Consider the following 15,471-nt stretch of genomic DNA (forward strand, 5'->3'; position numbering starts at 1 on the left):
GCGCTCCGCGTTCACTCCTGCAACGCGCTCGCGTTCACCCGGCGGCGATCGCGCGGCGTCGCAAGGCGCGATCCGGTCAGTCGCACGAACGTCTGCGGCGCCGCCTCGAGGCCGCGGCTCGATTGCAGCGCCATTGCGCCGGTGCTGCCGCGAATGATCGGTTGATCTGCGCGCTCCGTCGGTGGATTTTCATCGCGCGGCGTTGCGCGATTTCCCGCCATCATGGCCATCCCTCACGTGAATGCGCCCGATGATCCGGGCGTCTCGGTTTCGATGGCTTGGGTCGTTGCTGAACCAATTCCGGTTCGACAGGATCCAGCCTTCTTTTGCCGCCCTTTCAGCAGAAAAACGTAAAATGCATGTGAAGCGTGCGCGGCGGCCGCGTGACAACGCCTGGGCGGGGTGCACGTCCGTGCCGGCGCCGGAACTTGGCAGGCGACTTTGGCCTGCCGCCAGACCTATCTGAAATAACTGGCATTTTCCGAGAATTGTTTCGTCGCCGTGGCCGGGACGAAACAATTCTCACGAAGACGAAACCATTTTCAGTTTTTCGCGCATCACGCGCGAAACCGCCCATGGTTATCAGGCTGATAACGACGACGGCGCACCGCCGGCAATCGAATTGGGACACAGATCATGCGCGCGCTCAGCTTCATCCTTGCTTTCGGTTTCGTGCTCGCCGGCTCCTCGTTGGCGGGTGCGCCCGACGGCAATCTCCCCGGTGTCGGTACCTTCCAGTACAGCGGCTCGCCCGTTGCGGTTCCGGCCGCTCAGCCGATCATGGTCGCCGCGCGCTTCTGACTGCACACAACGAAACAGCCGGCAAAACTATCATGTTGCTTCGTCTCTGCGCCGCAGCGTTCGTGTCCCTTCTGACGATCAGCTCCGTTCAGGCGCAGGTCCGCTCACCTTCCAGGCTACCCGATCCGCGTGGCGAATTCGTGCGCCAGTGTGCGCCGCACATGCTCGGGCGCTGGCAGCATCCGGAAGCGGTCTGCGGCTGCCTGCACGATCACGCCGCCGCGGCCGTCGAGGATCGCGATCTGCGCGAAGCGCTGCTGCGCGGCATCAGCGAGACCGGCGTGCCCACCATCGAGACAGATTGGGTACCGGCCTCCAAGCACAGCGAGATCGGCCCGACCTTCACCAAGATCGCCAAACCGACCCTGCAGTGCATGTTCGATCCGGCGAAATAGTCCTGGATCCTTACTTCGTTTTCGGTCCGTGCCGGGGCACGCAGGAACTCGTGCGCGAGACTCCCTTGTCGGTCATCTTCGCGCCGCGCACTTCCCTGAGCTGACCGGCGGGGCAGGTTCCGTCATCCACGAGCACGCGCTGGCCGAGCTTCAGATCGCCGATGTCCTGCTCACGTCCGACTGTGGCAGCGCGTGCCGTCGAGACAAGCGCGATGGAGATCAGCAGCGAGAGGCAGGTCGCGTGGCGCAGCAGCATGATGTGAGGTCCCGGAATCGATGCCGCAATCTAGGGAGCGGCGGGCGATTCTGATAGTGAAGCTTCGTCAGGCCCGGCGGGCCGGTTTTCCTTTTGCGGCCAAGGCTGCGCGCGATTCCCTCGCGAGACGTTCCGCGGACGCCACGAGCTGCGGCACGGGATGTCCGGAAAATCCCAGCACGAAGCCGGGCAGGGGACGCCCGCGCGAATAGGTGTCGGCCAATAGCCAGCCTTCGGCGCCGGCCGCCTGCTTGGCCAGCGCCGCCACCGCCGGATCGACGGCAGGATCGAACCGGGCGACAAGATGCAGGCCTTGTGAGGGCACCGGCACCGAAAGCGCGCCACCGGATGCGACTTCCAGCCTCTCGGCGAGCACGTCGCGCGCCTCGCGATAGAGTTTCCGCACGCGCTTCAGATTCGCGGCGAAGGCGCCGGAATTGAGCATGTCCGCCACCGCGCCCTCCATCAGCGTGCCGGGAAAGCGGTCGAGCGCCGCCCGCGCCGTCGTCACGTCCGCGATCAGGCGTTCGGGCAGCGCGCAATAGCCGATGCGCAGGCCCGGAAACAGCGTCTTGGCAAAGGTGCCGAGATAGATCACGCGCTGGAGCCGATCGATGCCGGCGAGCGACATCAGCGGCGCGCCGTCATAACGGAACTCGCTGTCGTAATCGTCCTCGAGCACGAATGCGCCGGCCTGTTTGGCCCAGTCCAGAAGCTCGAGCCGTCGCGGCATCGACATCTGCACGCCAAGCGGAAACTGGTGCGACGGCGTAACGTAGGCCGCGCGCGCGGACGGCGCCGCGATGCGGCCTTTGGCGACGCGCATCCCGTGCTCGTCCACCGGGACGGGCACGGCGCGATAACCGCAATGGGCGATGGTTTTTCGCGCGGCGGGATAGCCCGGATCCTCGCACCAGACATGGTCGCTGGATTTCAGGATCGCGCTCAGCACGATGCGCAGCGCGTGCAGCGTGCCTGAGGTCAGCATGATCTGGTCGGGATCGCAACGCAGCCCCCGCGCCGACAACAGATGGTCGGCGATCGCAACGCGCAGCTCGCGGCTGCCGCGAGGGTCGCCGTAATGCAGGTGCTCAGTTCCGAATGCGCGCATGCGGCGGCCGACGAAAGCGCGAAAACGCTGCACGGCGCGTTCGTCGATATGGGTGCAGCCAAGCGCAAACGCGCCCTGCTTTGGAGCTTCGAGAACGACCTTCGGCTTGTTCGGCTCGGCGGCGCGCTTGGGGATACGTGCCGCGACGAACGTTCCGGAGCCGACCGTCGCGTCGGCAAAGCCGTCGGCGATCAGGCGCTCATAGGCGGTGACGACGGCGTTGCGGCGGAATCCGGTCTGCCTGGCCAGCGTCCGCGACGGCGGCAGCGGCTCGCCCGGCCTGACCAGGCCGGAGACGATCATCTCGCACAGCGCCTGATAGAGCCGGTGCGCGGCGGAAGCGCCGGCCGTGACGTGAGGGCCGCTGAGGTCGAGCGGAAGCTCGGGCGTGGTTCGGGACGACGAATTGGTCGGAATTTTTCGCATGGAATTGGAACTATCGCAGACCAAATGCGCCGCTACAACTGCTCCGGATTTCTTCCATCCGAGCAGGAGCGGCCGTGAGCCAGACCGAGACCTCGAATTCCTATCCGACATCGGCACGCAACCAGGTGAAGCGCCGGCACGACCGTGGCTTCTATGATCACGACACGGTTCACCGCATCCTGGATTCCTCGATGCTGTGCCACGTCTCCTACGCAATCGACGGCCAGCCTTATTGCACGCCGACCTTCTTCTGGCGCGAGGGCACCAGGCTCTACTGGCACGGATCGAGCGCCAGCCGCATGCTGCGCAACCAGAGCAAGGGCGAGCGCGTCTGCCTGACGGTCGCCCATCTCGACAGCCTCGTGCTGGCACGCTGCGGCTTCAACCATTCCGCCGACTACCGCGCCGTGATGGCGTTCGGCATAGCCTATCTCGTCACCGACCCCGATGAGAAGGAGCGGGCGGTGATCGCGATGGTCGATCGCTTCTTCCCGGATCGCACCGCCGGCCTGCGACAGAGCACCACGCAGGAAATCAAGGCGACGTCCTTCATCGCAATGGAAATCGAGGAAGCCTCGGCCAAGATCCGCGCCAAGGGCGTCGCCGACGATGACGAGGACTATGCGCTGCCGATCTATGCGGAGCGCATTCCGGTCCGCACCGTGCTCGGCGCCCCCGAACCGTGCCCGCGCCTGCTCGATGGTGTCAGCCGGCCTGCGACTCTGAACGGCTATTCCGAAGGCCGGCTGCTCGAAGATGCATTGCGGGATGCATATTTTCTGGAGTACCCGAACGGCTGAAATCGGCTAGTTTGCGCGCTCCCTGGGACCATTGGAATGTCTGGAGTCGCCCGAATGAATGCCGAAACGCAGCAGAGGATTCTTGACGCCGTCGACAGCGGCTTCGAGGCTCAGCTCGCAACCACCCGCGATTTCGTCGCGATCCCTTCGACCCGCGGGGCGGAGGGACCATGCCAGGACATGATCGGCGATCTCCTGCGCGAACGTGGCTACGAGGTCGACGACTGGCATATCGACGTCGAGGATTTGAAGGATCTGCGCGGCTTCGGTCCGATCGAGCACGACTTCTCGAAGGCGCGATCCGTGGTGGGAACTTACCGTCCGAGAACCAATGGCGGCAAGTCGCTGATCCTGCAAGGGCACTGCGATGTGGTGCCGGCCGGTCCGCTGGAATTGTGGGAAACGCCGCCATTCGCGCCGGTCATCAAGGACGGCAAGATGTTCGGCCGCGGTGCCTGCGACATGAAGTCCGGGACGATCGGTGCGCTCTATGCGCTGGACGCGATCAAGGCCGCGGGCTTCAGGCCGACGGCGCGGATCCATTTCCAATCGGTCATCGAGGAGGAGAGCACCGGTGTCGGCGCACTCTCGACGCTGCAACGCGGCTATCGCGCGGACGCCTGCTTCATTCCGGAGCCGACCGGCGGCAAGATGGTGCGCTCCCAGGTCGGCGTGATCTGGTTCCGCCTCCGCGTGAAGGGGCATCCGACCCACGTTGCCTTCGCAGGCTCCGGCGCGAACGCGATCATGGCGGCATATCACCTGATCCAGGCGCTGCAAAAGCTCGAGATCGAATGGAACGAGCGGGCCAAGGCCGACCGTCACTTCAAGACGCTCGACCATCCCGTCAACTTCAACGCCGGCATCATCAAGGGCGGCGACTGGGCCTCGAGCGTGCCGGCCTGGTGCGATGTCGACTGCCGGATTGCGGTGTTGCCGGGCTGGTCGATCGCCGATCACCAGAAGGAGATCATGGCTTGCGTCGCCGCCGCTTCGCGCAACCACCGCTTCCTCGCCAACAATCCGCCGCAGGTCGAATGGTCCGGCTTCCTGTCGGAAGGCTATGAGCTGACCAACGCCGCGGAGCCCGAGGCTGCGTTCGGGAAGGCCTTCAACAGGGTCTATGGCGGTACGCCAGAGGACCTCGTCTTCACGGCGCTGACTGACACGCGCTTCTACGGCCTCAACCACGGCATCCCGAGTCTGTGTTTTGGTGCCAGCGGAGGCGAGATGCACGGCTTCAACGAGTTCGTCGACCTGGAGTCATTGAAGAAGGCGACCAAGGCGATGGCGCTGTTCATCGCGGAATGGTGCGGCGTGGAGAAGGCGTAGCGGTCTCCCCATCGCCACTGCGGTAGGTGGGCAAAGGCGCACTTGCGCCATGCCCACCACCTTTCTCTCGGATGAACCAAGATGGTGGGCACGCTCCGCTTTGCCCACCCTGTACCCTCGTAGCGGTCGCTGCCCAATCCACCGGCTCCCTCAATCCTTTAAGCTTAAAAGAAAGACTAGGATGCCGCCCTGACCGGTGGCAGACTGGCGTTCGGTTAGTCCTCGGGAGCAACGATGCGCGATTGGGATGACGCTTACGCCAATTCGGCCCACATCCCGGGCTCAGACAAGCTGCCGGCTCTGTGGGCGGAGCGGGCGGCGGCCTACCGCACCGGGCTGAAGGAATTTCGCCCCGACATCGCCTACGGCGCCGGCGAGCGCCAGAGGCTCGATCTGATCCTGCCTGACGGCGACAGCAAGGGTCTCGTCGTCTTCGTCCATGGCGGCTACTGGATGCGCTTCGACAAATCGACCTGGACCGATCTCGCCGAAGGTGCGCGGCACCATGGCTGGACGGTGGCGCTGCCGAGCTACACACTGGCACCAGCTGCCCGCATCTCCGATATCACTGCGGAGATCACCGCCGCGATCGCCAAAGCGGCATCGCTCGTCTCGGGGCCGATCCGGCTCGCCGGCCATTCCGCCGGCGGCCATCTCGTCACACGCATGCTGTGCGGCGACAGCCGGCTCGAGTCCGCCGTCTACAACCGCATCGCCGGTACGCTCTCGATCAGCGGCCTGCACGACTTGCGTCCGCTCCTGAAGACGGGGATGAACGAGACGCTGCGCATGACGATGGAGGAGGCGACGCTGGAAAGCGCGGCGCTGCATCTGCCACGAGGGCGTTCGCCAGTGACGGCCTGGGTCGGCGGCAGCGAGCGGCCCGAATTCATCCGCCAGTCCGATCTGATGGCGAACATCTGGACCGGCTTCGACGTGCCGACGCACCTCGTCGTCGAGCCCGGCCTCAACCATTTCACGGTGATCGACGGGCTCAAGGATCCGTCGTCACAGATCACCGCGCGCCTGATCGGCCTCGATGAATGAGGCCAGGGACGATCGATCGAGAGGGGCCAGCCATGACGTCCAGCGATTACGATCCCACAAGCGAAGGCGCCGAGACCGATTTCACCCGGCGCATGTCCTACGGTGATTATCTCGCGCTGGACGCGATCCTCGGTGCGCAGCATCCGCTGTCGGAGGCGCATGACGAGATGCTGTTCATCATCCAGCATCAGACCACGGAACTGTGGATGCGGCTCGCCATCCACGAGCTCGCCGCTGCGCGCCGTGCGATCTCACGGGATGAGGTGCAACCCGCGATGAAGATGCTGGCCCGGATGTCGCGTATCTTCGAGCAGCTCAACGGCGCCTGGGACGTGCTGCGCACGATGACGCCCAGCGAGTATACCCGCTTCCGCTCGCAACTCGGACAATCCTCGGGCTTCCAGTCGCGGCAATACCGGCTGATCGAATTTCTGCTCGGCAACCGCAACCACGCCATGCTGAAGCCGCACGCGCACGATGCGGAGACGATCAAGCTGCTCGAAGCCGAGCTCGCGACGCCGAGCCTCTATGACGAGGTGCTGCGGCTTGCCGACCGCAACGGGCTCAACATGCCTGCTGCGGTGCTGGCGCGCGACGTTCGCGAAACCCACAGCTTCAACGAAGGCGTGCTGCAGGCCTGGCGTATCGTGTACGAGGCGCCGGAAACCCACTGGATGCTCTACGAACTGGCCGAGAAGCTGGTCGATTTCGAGGACTATTTCCGGCGCTGGCGCTTCAACCACGTCACCACGGTCGAGCGCGTCATCGGCTTCAAGCGTGGCACCGGCGGCACTGGCGGCGTCAGCTATCTCAAGCGCATGCTCGAGGTCGAACTGTTTCCCGAACTCTGGCGCGTGCGTACGATTCTGTAGGGATGTCCATGACCCGGCTTCGCGTCTACGACGATACCAGAGCCTTGTTCCATTTGCCTGACGGCGTGATCTATCTCGACGGCAACTCGCTGGGTGCGCTGCCGCTGGGCGTTGCCGAGCGTGTCAACCGCGTGATCACCGAGGAATGGGGCAACGAGCTGATCCGCGCCTGGAATAGTGCAGGCTGGTATGTGCAGCCGCGCCATGTCGGCGACCGCATCGCGCGGTTGATCGGCGCGGAGGCCGGCTCGGTCATGGTCGGCGACACGCTGTCGCTCAAGGTCTATCAGGCGCTAGCTGCCGCGCTCGACATGAGCGTCTCGCGCAAGGTGATCCTGTCGGATACCGGTAACTTCCCGACTGACCTATACATGGCCGAAGGCCTGATCGCGACGCTCGGACGGGGCCATCAATTGCGCCTGGTAGCACCGGAGGAGATCGAGGACGCATTGTCTGAGGAGATCGCCGTTCTGTACATCACCGAGGTCGACTACCGCACCGGCCGCCGCCACGACATGGCGAAGTTGACAGCGAAAGCGCATGCGCTCGGCATCGTCACGGTCTGGGATCTCGCCCATTCCGCCGGCGCGCTGCCGGTCGATCTCGCCGGGAGCGGCGCCGATTTCGCCGCGGGGTGCACCTACAAATATCTCAACGCCGGCCCCGGCGCGCCGGCCTTCCTCTATGTCGCACCGCGCCATGCCGACGGCGCGCGCGCCGCGCTGTCGGGGTGGATGGGCCACGCAAAACCGTTTGCTTTCGAGCTTGCCTATGCGTCCGCGGGCGGCGTCGAGCGCATGCGCGTCGGCACCCCGCCGGTGCTCGCCATGGCGGCGTTGGAGGCCTCGCTCGATATCTGGGACAAGGTCGATATTACCGAGGTTCGTGCGCGTTCGCTGGCGCTGGGCGATCTCCTGATCGGTGAAGTCGAGCGCCGTTGTCCGCAACTCAAGCTCGTGACGCCGCGCGACCATGAGCGGCGCGGCTCGCAAGTCTCCTTCGCCTTCGCCGGCGGCTACGCCGCGATGCAGGCCCTGATCGCCCGCGGTGTCGTCGGCGACTTTCGCGCGCCCGACATCATGCGCTTCGGCCTCACGCCGCTGTACATCGGCGAGAGCGAGATCGTGCGGGCCGCGGAGATCGTCGAAGAGGTGATTTCAGGGGAGGTGTGGCGACGGCCGGAGTATCAGGTCGTGCATGCAGTGACGTGAGGGTGGTCTCGTGCCCCGGACGCAGTGCAGCGCTTCCCGGCTCTGCGCGCCGATGTCAGCATCGCCATTACCTCGGACGTCATTGCTTTGCGGCTTGAAGCAATTCACGTTGAGCCAACAAGAAGTTGGGAGGAGATCCGATGACGCCGCTCGAGAAACTTAAAGCGATGAAGATGCCGTTCGCCGAACTCAAGGGCGTCGAATTTGTCGAGGCGGAGAAGGACCGCGTGGTGGCGCGGATGACGGTCCGGCCCGAACTCTGCACGCTTCACCACACCATCCACGGCGGGGCCGTGATGGCGCTGGCCGATTCCGTCGGCGCGGCAGCGACCGTGATCAATCTGCCCGAGGACGCCAAGGGTACGACCACGCTGGAGAGCAAGACCAATTTCATCGGTGGGGCCAAGGAGGGGGCCACGGTCATCGCCACCGCCACCCCGGTGCACAGGGGTCGGCGGACCCAGGTCTGGACCACCAGATTGGAAACCGAGGACGGCAAATTGGTTGCGGTGGTGACCCAGACCCAGCTGGTCCTGTGAAACCATGGGACTTTGATTTATTAACGAATTGGTCGCTTCGGTGCCCGAAACTTGGGCAGGTCTCCGTCTTGAAAATCATGGTGCGATGCACAATATAGGAGGCCTAGGGATTCGAACGCCTCCTCGAGGGAACACCAAGAGGAGTTCTGACGTGGTACTTGAAGACGCCGTCCGTACCGTTCCCGGCTATGTGCGGACCCTGATCCAGCAGGAAGAATTGCCGCTCCTGCGCGATCACCTGCTGAGGCTTGATGCCGGCAGCCGGCACGACCGTTTCAACGGCTTTCTCGACGACAGCTTCATCGAGCGCTACGCCGCCCGCTGTGCCGAGGACGGCACCGTCATCGTTGCCTATATCGTCGAAGGCGTGGTGCGCGGCGCGGCCGAGCTGCACCCGCCGGAGGACGGTTCCTTGCCGGAGGTCGCCTTCAGCGTGGAAGCCTCCGCGCGCCGCCAGGGCGTCGGGACCGTGCTGTTCCGCCGCCTGATCGCAGAGGCCCGCTGGAAGGGCTACAAGCAGCTGCGCATCACGACGGGCGCGGACAATCATGCGATGCGGGCGCTCGCCAGGAAGTTCGGGGCCCATCTGGCTTTCCGCCATGGTGAATCGACCGGCACGATCGACCTCGCCAAGACGCCCGAGGCCGAGCTTGCCGATCTCGCGGCCTCGCCGTTCACGGCCGGGCGCGCGCTTCTCAGCTTCAACAGCACGTGCTGGAAGCTGATCTCGAGCATGTACGGCAATCGCGCCGCATAACCGGGAAATTGCGGACAGGAATCAAAAAGCGGACCGGCCAGGCCGGTCCGCTTTCGTGTTCGGTGCGATGAAAGGAATGCTCAGCTGCGCGTGCCGGCGCCGAAGCGGCGGACGACGCGGCGTTCGACCACGACGGAGCGCTGCGCGCCCTGTTCGCCGGCGATCACGCGGGTGGCGGTGATGCGGCTGTTGGAGCGGGCCTGCTTCTTCACCTCGGCCTGGACGACGTCGAGCGGCATCCCCATCAAGGCTGCGGCGATCTCGGCCTGCTGCGCCTGGTCGTCTGTGATGCCGACAGCGGCGAAGATCGCCTCGTCCAGGGTCGGGGGATCGTGGCGGACGCGCCGCGTGCCATATTTGGTATTCCAGTCTGCGCTCATAACGGCCTCATCTTGATGCCGGGATACCTAGTGCCGCCAATGTTGCATTGCAATATGAAATCGGTGCGGCATCTCAGCTATGCACCGGTTTGGTGTCACAGCGGTGACGCAGCACCTGCGCCGACCTCCACCCGTTGCTGAGGCCAACGTTTCAGGGCGGCGTGTCCAGCTTCGGTGAGCCGGTAGATTCCCCGCTCCGTGCGTTCGAACCAGCCATACACATTGTTAAGTAAGATCTTGCCGGCATCGGGGCAGCGTTCGCGCAGCTCGCGCACCGGCTTCGGCCCTTCGGCAAGAGCCGACGCGCAGGCCAGCGCCTGCTGGCGATAGGCCGTCATGATCGGTGCGCGGGTGCTGCCGCCGAGCACGGGGTCGCCCTGGCGGCGCTGATGCTCGGCGACGAGACGCGAGCGCACCTTCGGCTCGCGGCGCGGCGCCGCGGTCGGCGGCTTCACCAGCACTTCGACCTGGCCGCGATCGGTCACGCCGAGCATGCCGAAGCCGAGGCGGCGGCAGAGATTGCGATAGCGTGCGTCGCTCTCGCGTCCCTTGCCCCGCGCGGACATCTTCGCTGCGATCCAGACCTCGTCACCGGCCGGCGCGCGATCGACCGCCTGCAGGATCAGCTCGAGATTAAAGGCAAGCTTGAGCTCGCCGATCACCACCACTGGCGGATCGCCCGCGCTGAGGCCGACGAGATCGCAACCACCGATCTCGCCCTTGACCGTGAAGCCGAGCTCTTCGAGGAAGCGTTTGACGGGCAGGTAAAGCGCGGTTTCCAAGGGACGTCCGATCAGAGAATCAGTTGCAGCCAGTCTAGAGCGTTCTCGGCCCCGATTGAATCGGAGCCGGTGCCTCTAACGTTTTGATCGGAACGCGACTACACCCGGCCACCGACCGGGATCAGGGCGCCCGTGACGCCGCTCGCGGCATCGCTGGCGAGGAACAGGATGACTTCGGCGAGCTCCTGGGGCGTCACCCATTTGGAAAAGTCGGCTTTCGGCATGTCGGCGCGGTTGGCCGCGGTGTCGATGATCGAGGGCAGCACCGCGTTGACGGTAACCTTGCCCTTCCACTCGTTTGCGAGGGCCTCGGTCAGGCGATGCACGCCGGCTTTCGACGCGGCATAGGGGCCCATCCCGTTGCCGGCCTGCAGTGCGCCCATGGCGCCGATATTGACGATGCGGCCGGCCGTGGACTTGGCAAGGTGCGGCAGCGCCGCGCGCGAGGCGTTGAGCGCGGTCAGCACGTTCAGCTTATGCATGCGCTGCCACGTCGCGATGTCGCCATCGCACACAGTCTCGAAGGCGAACCCGCCGGCGATGTTGATCAATGCGTCGAGCCGGCCGAAATGCTTTGCCGCCGCATCGACGGCCGCTTTCGCCTGCGCTGGGTCGGACAGGTCAACGCCCGCGATGTCGATGTGGTCAGCGCTTGCGGCGGTTTGCGAAGACGCGTGATCGATGCCAGCCACGCGCGCGCCGCGTACCAGCGCCGTTTCCGCGACTACTTGGCCGAGCGCGCCGCGTGCGCCCGTCACGATCAAGATCTTGCCTTGCATGATCGTTCTCCCGGCACAGCCGCCCTATGCTTGCAGATAGCGCGTCTTCAGCGCGTCTCGCTCTGCCGTGCCGAGCTTGAGCCCGTCGCGCAAATAGGTTTCGAGATCGCCATATTCGCTGCCGACCGCTTCGAACGCGGCCGCAAGGTACGAGGCCTCGACGCTGCCGATCGCGTCGAGGACGTCGGCGGGCAGATCGAAGACGTTCGACGGGTCGCGCTTGTAGTGCCGGTTGGTCAAGAGATAATCCTCGGCGATGACCTCGTCCGCCACGCCGAGCGCATGCAGGATCAGCGCGCTGGCGAAGCCGGTGCGGTCCTTGCCGGCGGTGCAGTGAATCACGAGCGGCGCGCGATCTTCCAGCAAATGACCGAACAGCGCGCGGAAGCTGTGCGTGTTGTGGCGCACATAATTGCGATAGGACTCGCGCATGAGCTCGAGCGCCACGGCCGCGGTCAGCGTGCCCTTCGCGAGCTCGGCGCGCAGCCCGGCCACGACGGTCGGTTCGATCGGCAGCGAATGCACCGTGATCTCGTCCACGACGCAGATGCCGGCCGCGCGCTCCTCCAGGCCACGGAAATCGAACGCGCTGCGCACGCCAAGCGCGCGGACGACCTCGATGTCGGCAGCAGTGAGCTGGCCGAGATGGTTGGAGCGGAAGATGTGCCGCCAGCGTGTGGTGCGGCCATCAATGGTCGGGTAGCCGCCGAGGTCGCGGAAATTGCTCGCACCCTGAAGGGCGAGATGGCGGGCGGGGGAGTCCTTCAGGGAGGAGTCTTGCATGGGATCAGCTTGGGTTATGGTTCCACCGGATGCACGTTTGGCGTCCTTGCGGTCTATTACAGGGGGCGATCATGGGCCGGCACAAGGCCATTGTTTTGACGGTCAGCATGCTGGCGGGCGCAATGGTCGGCGCGCGGCAGGCCGATGCGCAGACCTTCCACACCTACCGCTGCGCCGATGGTACGCAGTTCATCCTGGGCTTTTATGACCACGACAAGCGGGCCTTCGTCCAGATCGATGGCCAGCCGGTTACGCTCGCCAAGCGGCTGGCGGTTTCGGGGATGCGCTATTCGGGGGCGGGAGTCACGCTGAGGATTCCCAAGACCGGGCCCGCTACGGTCAAACACCTGAAGCGGCCGGTTACGGCCTGCGCGGTGGTCGACAAGCCCGGGATCTAGGCGCGGGCGCGCCTGGAATCAAAAAGGGCCGAAACGCCGTTGTTTCGACCCTTTTTCAAACTGCCGCTGCCGCTTGCGAAAGCCCGGCACTGTCAGACCAGCAGCTGGCATCAGCGTTCCCATTTGGGCTTGGCTTCGTCGACCGCATCCTGGTGATACCAGCTGTCGCTGCAGATCGAGACGTTCGCGGGCAGCGAAGCCTGATCGGCGGGAAGGCGGGTCTCGCCATAGCGGCGTCCGGCGAGGGCCGCACGGCCGCCGACGGGGAATTGGTAGATCTTTGCAGATCCGTGACTCAGACCATTGTTCATCATTGCGATTCTCCTTGGTCGAAGCGCCTTGGCCTCCATGGTGCGCCCGACTCGTTCGATTGTGGTTACTGGAATCCCCATATCGGCCGCTCATCCCCGATTGGAAAGTGCTGAAAAGGAAATCAGTTTCCGCTCAATTTGTAGGCAGGAAGCCTTCTGCATCCTCCAAGGCACGCTACCGCTGACCAACGCGTGGGCCATTCCGAAGGTTGCTGAGGAGGGGTGGGGGAGTTTGCGAAAGTTACCGGACGTTGATGCGCGTTTCATCGGCAATGCGCGGTCGGCGTCCGCTGCTTCTAAATCGGGCGTTTTCCGCCGGATTTTTGCAGCGCAGCTTCGGGCCAAGGTGCGCGGCTATGACGCACGGTGCCGTGGAGGGCCCGTCTGTGGCGAAGAGGAGCCGGAAGCGGTGGAAAACCGCCCGTACTGCGGCCTTTTGGCACGCGAAATGCTTGGGAAAGGCTGGCCGATGATGGCCGGGTACAAACGTGCGGGGGCCCTCCCGGGCCCCCAACCTTTCGCATCATCTACAGAGAGGCTCAATGACCAAGTACAAGCTCGAGTACATCTGGCTCGACGGATATACGCCGACTCCGAACTTGCGCGGCAAAACTCAGATCAAGGAATTCGCGTCGTTCCCGACGCTCGAGCAGCTTCCGCTCTGGGGCTTCGACGGCTCCTCCACCCAGCAGGCCGAAGGCCACAGCTCCGATTGCGTGCTGAAGCCGGTCGCGGTGTTTCCGGACGGTGCGCGCACCAACGGCGTGCTGGTGATGTGCGAAGTCATGATGCCCGATGGCAAGACCCCGCATCCGTCCAACAAGCGCGCCACCATCCTGGACGATTCCGGCGCCTGGTTCGGCTTCGAGCAGGAATACTTCTTCTACAAGGACGGCCGTCCGCTCGGCTTCCCGACCGCCGGCTATCCGGCGCCGCAAGGCCCGTACTACACCGGCGTCGGCTACTCGAACGTCGGCGACGTCGCCCGCAAGATCGTCGAAGAGCATCTCGACCTGTGCTTGGCTGCCGGCATCAACCATGAAGGCATCAACGCGGAAGTCGCCAAGGGCCAGTGGGAATTCCAGATCTTCGGCAAGGGCTCCAAGACCGCTGCCGACCAGATGTGGATGGCCCGCTACCTGATGCTGCGCCTCACCGAGAAGTACGGCATCGACATCGAATTCCACTGCAAGCCGCTCGGCGACACCGACTGGAACGGCTCGGGCATGCACGCCAACTTCTCGACCGCCTATATGCGCGAAGTCGGCGGCAAGGAGTATTTCGAGGCGCTGATGGCCGCCTTCGAGAAGAACCTGATGGACCACATCGCCGTCTACGGCCCGGACAACGACAAGCGTCTGACCGGCAAGCACGAGACTGCGCCGTGGAACAAGTTCAGCTACGGCGTTGCCGACCGCGGCGCTTCGATCCGCGTTCCGCACTCCTTCGTCAACAACGGCTACAAGGGCTATCTGGAAGACCGCCGTCCGAACTCGCAAGGCGACCCCTACCAGATCGCTTCGCAGATCCTGAAGACGATCTCGTCCGTGCCGACCGACAAGAAGGCCGCGGCCTAAGATCCTCCCGGCCCGGGCTGGGGGGCTGGCCCGGGTTGGCATTCAATCCGCCGGAGCGAAGGCTCCGGCGGATTTTTGCATTTTGATGACAACCGTTCCTGTGCCTGCCGACCCGGGCGCCGCGAAACTTGTCCATCGCCGCCGAAAGCGGGATAGAGTGCATCCGGATGCGCGCAGGGCCGGGGACACGGCTGGTGATTGAAGGCTTCTACAAAGTCAGATTTCAGCTCGGCGATACCGTCGGCCGCAGCGTGATGCATGCCGGCGACGGCAAGATGCTCGGCGGCAATTCGGCCTTCGCCCATATCGGCACCTATGAGAAGACCGACAGGGGCGTCGACATCGTGATCAAGACCGTCCGCCATAATCCCGATCCGAGCTACCGCGCCATGGCAGGCACCGACGATGCAACCCTGATCGCGAAGGGCTGGGCCGACGGCGATCTCTATCGCTTCAAGGGCGAGCTCAAGGAGTTGCCGGGCGTGCCGTTTCAGTCGCTGATGACGCCGATCACTGACGAGGAGGTGCCGATCGCCGGCGGCGTCGGCGAAGACGGCATCAGCGACGGTCTCTACTCCATCCATTTGCGCATGCTCGACGGCCTCGACGGCGGACTCACCGGGGTGATGCTGCTCAACCAGGGCCGCATCCTCGGCGGCGATGCGGCTTTCTACTACCTTGGCAGCTACACCGCCGCGAAGGGACGCTGGAAGGGCCAGATCCTCAACCAGGAGCACACGCCGGCCAAGGACGATCCGATCTTCGGCGGCCACGAGGTCGGCATCGGCTTCTCCGGCAGCTATGACGCGGAGCAGGCGGTGCTGGAGGCAACCGCGCTGGCCGGCAAGCGGAGCTTGCGCCTGACCGCAGCGCTCAAGCTGATGCATCGCGCCTGAGCCACCCATCGCAGACGC

Annotated in this window: 20 protein-coding genes; 12 read left to right on the plus strand and 8 right to left on the minus strand. The window is 64.7% G+C overall.

What is annotated here, in order from left to right:
• Positions 1-11 precede the first annotated feature (11 nt).
• Positions 12-224 (minus strand): hypothetical protein, encoded by a 213-nt coding sequence (locus tag I6F28_RS15845; protein ID WP_036000463.1) that lies wholly within the window; start codon positions 222-224, stop codon positions 12-14.
• Positions 225-636: 412 nt separating this feature from the next.
• Between I6F28_RS15845 and I6F28_RS15850 the strand changes: the two genes are divergently transcribed.
• Both I6F28_RS15850 and I6F28_RS15855 read left to right on the plus strand, forming a co-directional pair.
• Positions 637-801, plus strand: coding sequence for a hypothetical protein (locus I6F28_RS15850; RefSeq protein WP_167361658.1), 165 nt, complete (start codon positions 637-639; stop codon positions 799-801).
• A gap of 32 nt (positions 802-833) precedes the next feature.
• Positions 834-1,196, plus strand: a complete 363-nt coding sequence (locus I6F28_RS15855; RefSeq protein WP_036000421.1) for a hypothetical protein — start codon at positions 834-836, stop codon at positions 1,194-1,196.
• Between the two features lie 10 nt (positions 1,197-1,206).
• Here the strand turns inward: I6F28_RS15855 and I6F28_RS15860 are convergent, their stop codons facing one another.
• Positions 1,207-1,452 (minus strand): DUF6719 family protein, encoded by a 246-nt coding sequence (locus I6F28_RS15860; protein ID WP_036022769.1) that lies wholly within the window; start codon positions 1,450-1,452, stop codon positions 1,207-1,209.
• Between the two features lie 67 nt (positions 1,453-1,519).
• Positions 1,520-2,989 (minus strand): MocR-like pyridoxine biosynthesis transcription factor PdxR, encoded by a 1,470-nt coding sequence (gene pdxR / locus I6F28_RS15865; protein ID WP_225140290.1) that lies wholly within the window; start codon positions 2,987-2,989, stop codon positions 1,520-1,522.
• 74 nt (positions 2,990-3,063) lie between these two features.
• Here pdxR and I6F28_RS15870 point away from each other — a divergent pair, with 74 nt between their 5' ends.
• The 7 genes from I6F28_RS15870 to I6F28_RS15900 all read left to right on the plus strand — a co-directional run bounded on the left by I6F28_RS15870 (position 3,064) and on the right by I6F28_RS15900 (position 9,547).
• Complete coding sequence (locus I6F28_RS15870; RefSeq protein WP_225125648.1) at positions 3,064-3,789, plus strand: pyridoxamine 5'-phosphate oxidase family protein; 726 nt, start codon at positions 3,064-3,066, stop codon at positions 3,787-3,789.
• Between the two features lie 54 nt (positions 3,790-3,843).
• Positions 3,844-5,121: an ArgE/DapE family deacylase gene (locus I6F28_RS15875; protein WP_036000410.1), complete on the plus strand. Its 1,278-nt coding sequence runs from the start codon at positions 3,844-3,846 to the stop codon at positions 5,119-5,121.
• Between the two features lie 234 nt (positions 5,122-5,355).
• On the plus strand, positions 5,356-6,168 hold the full coding sequence (locus I6F28_RS15880; RefSeq protein ID WP_036000407.1) for a hormone-sensitive lipase: 813 nt from the start codon (positions 5,356-5,358) through the stop codon (positions 6,166-6,168).
• A 32-nt stretch (positions 6,169-6,200) separates the two neighbouring features.
• On the plus strand, positions 6,201-7,040 hold the full coding sequence (kynA, locus tag I6F28_RS15885) for a tryptophan 2,3-dioxygenase (RefSeq protein ID WP_225140291.1): 840 nt from the start codon (positions 6,201-6,203) through the stop codon (positions 7,038-7,040).
• An 8-nt stretch (positions 7,041-7,048) separates the two neighbouring features.
• Complete coding sequence (kynU, locus tag I6F28_RS15890; protein WP_225133067.1) at positions 7,049-8,251, plus strand: kynureninase; 1,203 nt, start codon at positions 7,049-7,051, stop codon at positions 8,249-8,251.
• A 140-nt stretch (positions 8,252-8,391) separates the two neighbouring features.
• Complete coding sequence (locus I6F28_RS15895) at positions 8,392-8,790, plus strand: PaaI family thioesterase (RefSeq protein ID WP_036000401.1); 399 nt, start codon at positions 8,392-8,394, stop codon at positions 8,788-8,790.
• Between the two features lie 151 nt (positions 8,791-8,941).
• Positions 8,942-9,547: a GNAT family N-acetyltransferase gene (locus I6F28_RS15900; RefSeq protein ID WP_109143965.1), complete on the plus strand. Its 606-nt coding sequence runs from the start codon at positions 8,942-8,944 to the stop codon at positions 9,545-9,547.
• An 80-nt stretch (positions 9,548-9,627) separates the two neighbouring features.
• On the opposite strand, the gene I6F28_RS15905 is transcribed toward I6F28_RS15900, so the two are convergent.
• The 4 genes from I6F28_RS15905 to I6F28_RS15920 all read right to left on the minus strand — a co-directional run bounded on the left by I6F28_RS15905 (position 9,628) and on the right by I6F28_RS15920 (position 12,256).
• Positions 9,628-9,927: a hypothetical protein gene (locus tag I6F28_RS15905; protein WP_036000395.1), complete on the minus strand. Its 300-nt coding sequence runs from the start codon at positions 9,925-9,927 to the stop codon at positions 9,628-9,630.
• A gap of 95 nt (positions 9,928-10,022) precedes the next feature.
• The gene (locus tag I6F28_RS15910; protein WP_057029000.1) at positions 10,023-10,709 is read right to left on the minus strand and encodes a DUF2161 domain-containing phosphodiesterase; all 687 of its coding nucleotides are present in this window, start codon (positions 10,707-10,709) and stop codon (positions 10,023-10,025) included.
• A gap of 98 nt (positions 10,710-10,807) precedes the next feature.
• The gene (locus tag I6F28_RS15915) at positions 10,808-11,488 is read right to left on the minus strand and encodes an SDR family oxidoreductase (protein WP_036033877.1); all 681 of its coding nucleotides are present in this window, start codon (positions 11,486-11,488) and stop codon (positions 10,808-10,810) included.
• Positions 11,489-11,512: 24 nt separating this feature from the next.
• Entirely contained in the window at positions 11,513-12,256 is a 744-nt protein-coding gene (locus I6F28_RS15920; protein WP_036000457.1) for a tyrosine-protein phosphatase, read from the minus strand.
• Positions 12,257-12,342: 86 nt separating this feature from the next.
• Here I6F28_RS15920 and I6F28_RS15925 point away from each other — a divergent pair, with 86 nt between their 5' ends.
• Complete coding sequence (locus tag I6F28_RS15925; protein WP_036000389.1) at positions 12,343-12,669, plus strand: MliC family protein; 327 nt, start codon at positions 12,343-12,345, stop codon at positions 12,667-12,669.
• A gap of 110 nt (positions 12,670-12,779) precedes the next feature.
• Here I6F28_RS15925 and I6F28_RS15930 read toward each other — a convergent pair whose 3' ends face one another.
• Positions 12,780-12,983: a DUF2735 domain-containing protein gene (locus I6F28_RS15930; protein WP_036022780.1), complete on the minus strand. Its 204-nt coding sequence runs from the start codon at positions 12,981-12,983 to the stop codon at positions 12,780-12,782.
• Positions 12,984-13,522: 539 nt separating this feature from the next.
• On the opposite strand from I6F28_RS15930, the gene I6F28_RS15935 reads away from it, so the two are divergent.
• Both I6F28_RS15935 and I6F28_RS15940 read left to right on the plus strand, forming a co-directional pair.
• On the plus strand, positions 13,523-14,557 hold the full coding sequence (locus I6F28_RS15935) for a glutamine synthetase beta-grasp domain-containing protein (protein WP_036000382.1): 1,035 nt from the start codon (positions 13,523-13,525) through the stop codon (positions 14,555-14,557).
• A gap of 194 nt (positions 14,558-14,751) precedes the next feature.
• Positions 14,752-15,453, plus strand: a complete 702-nt coding sequence (locus I6F28_RS15940) for a GrlR family regulatory protein (RefSeq protein ID WP_225140362.1) — start codon at positions 14,752-14,754, stop codon at positions 15,451-15,453.
• Positions 15,454-15,471 lie beyond the last annotated feature (18 nt).

Source organism: Bradyrhizobium sp. NBAIM14, from assembly GCF_020193895.1.
Classification (GTDB): domain Bacteria; phylum Pseudomonadota; class Alphaproteobacteria; order Rhizobiales; family Xanthobacteraceae; genus Bradyrhizobium; species Bradyrhizobium yuanmingense.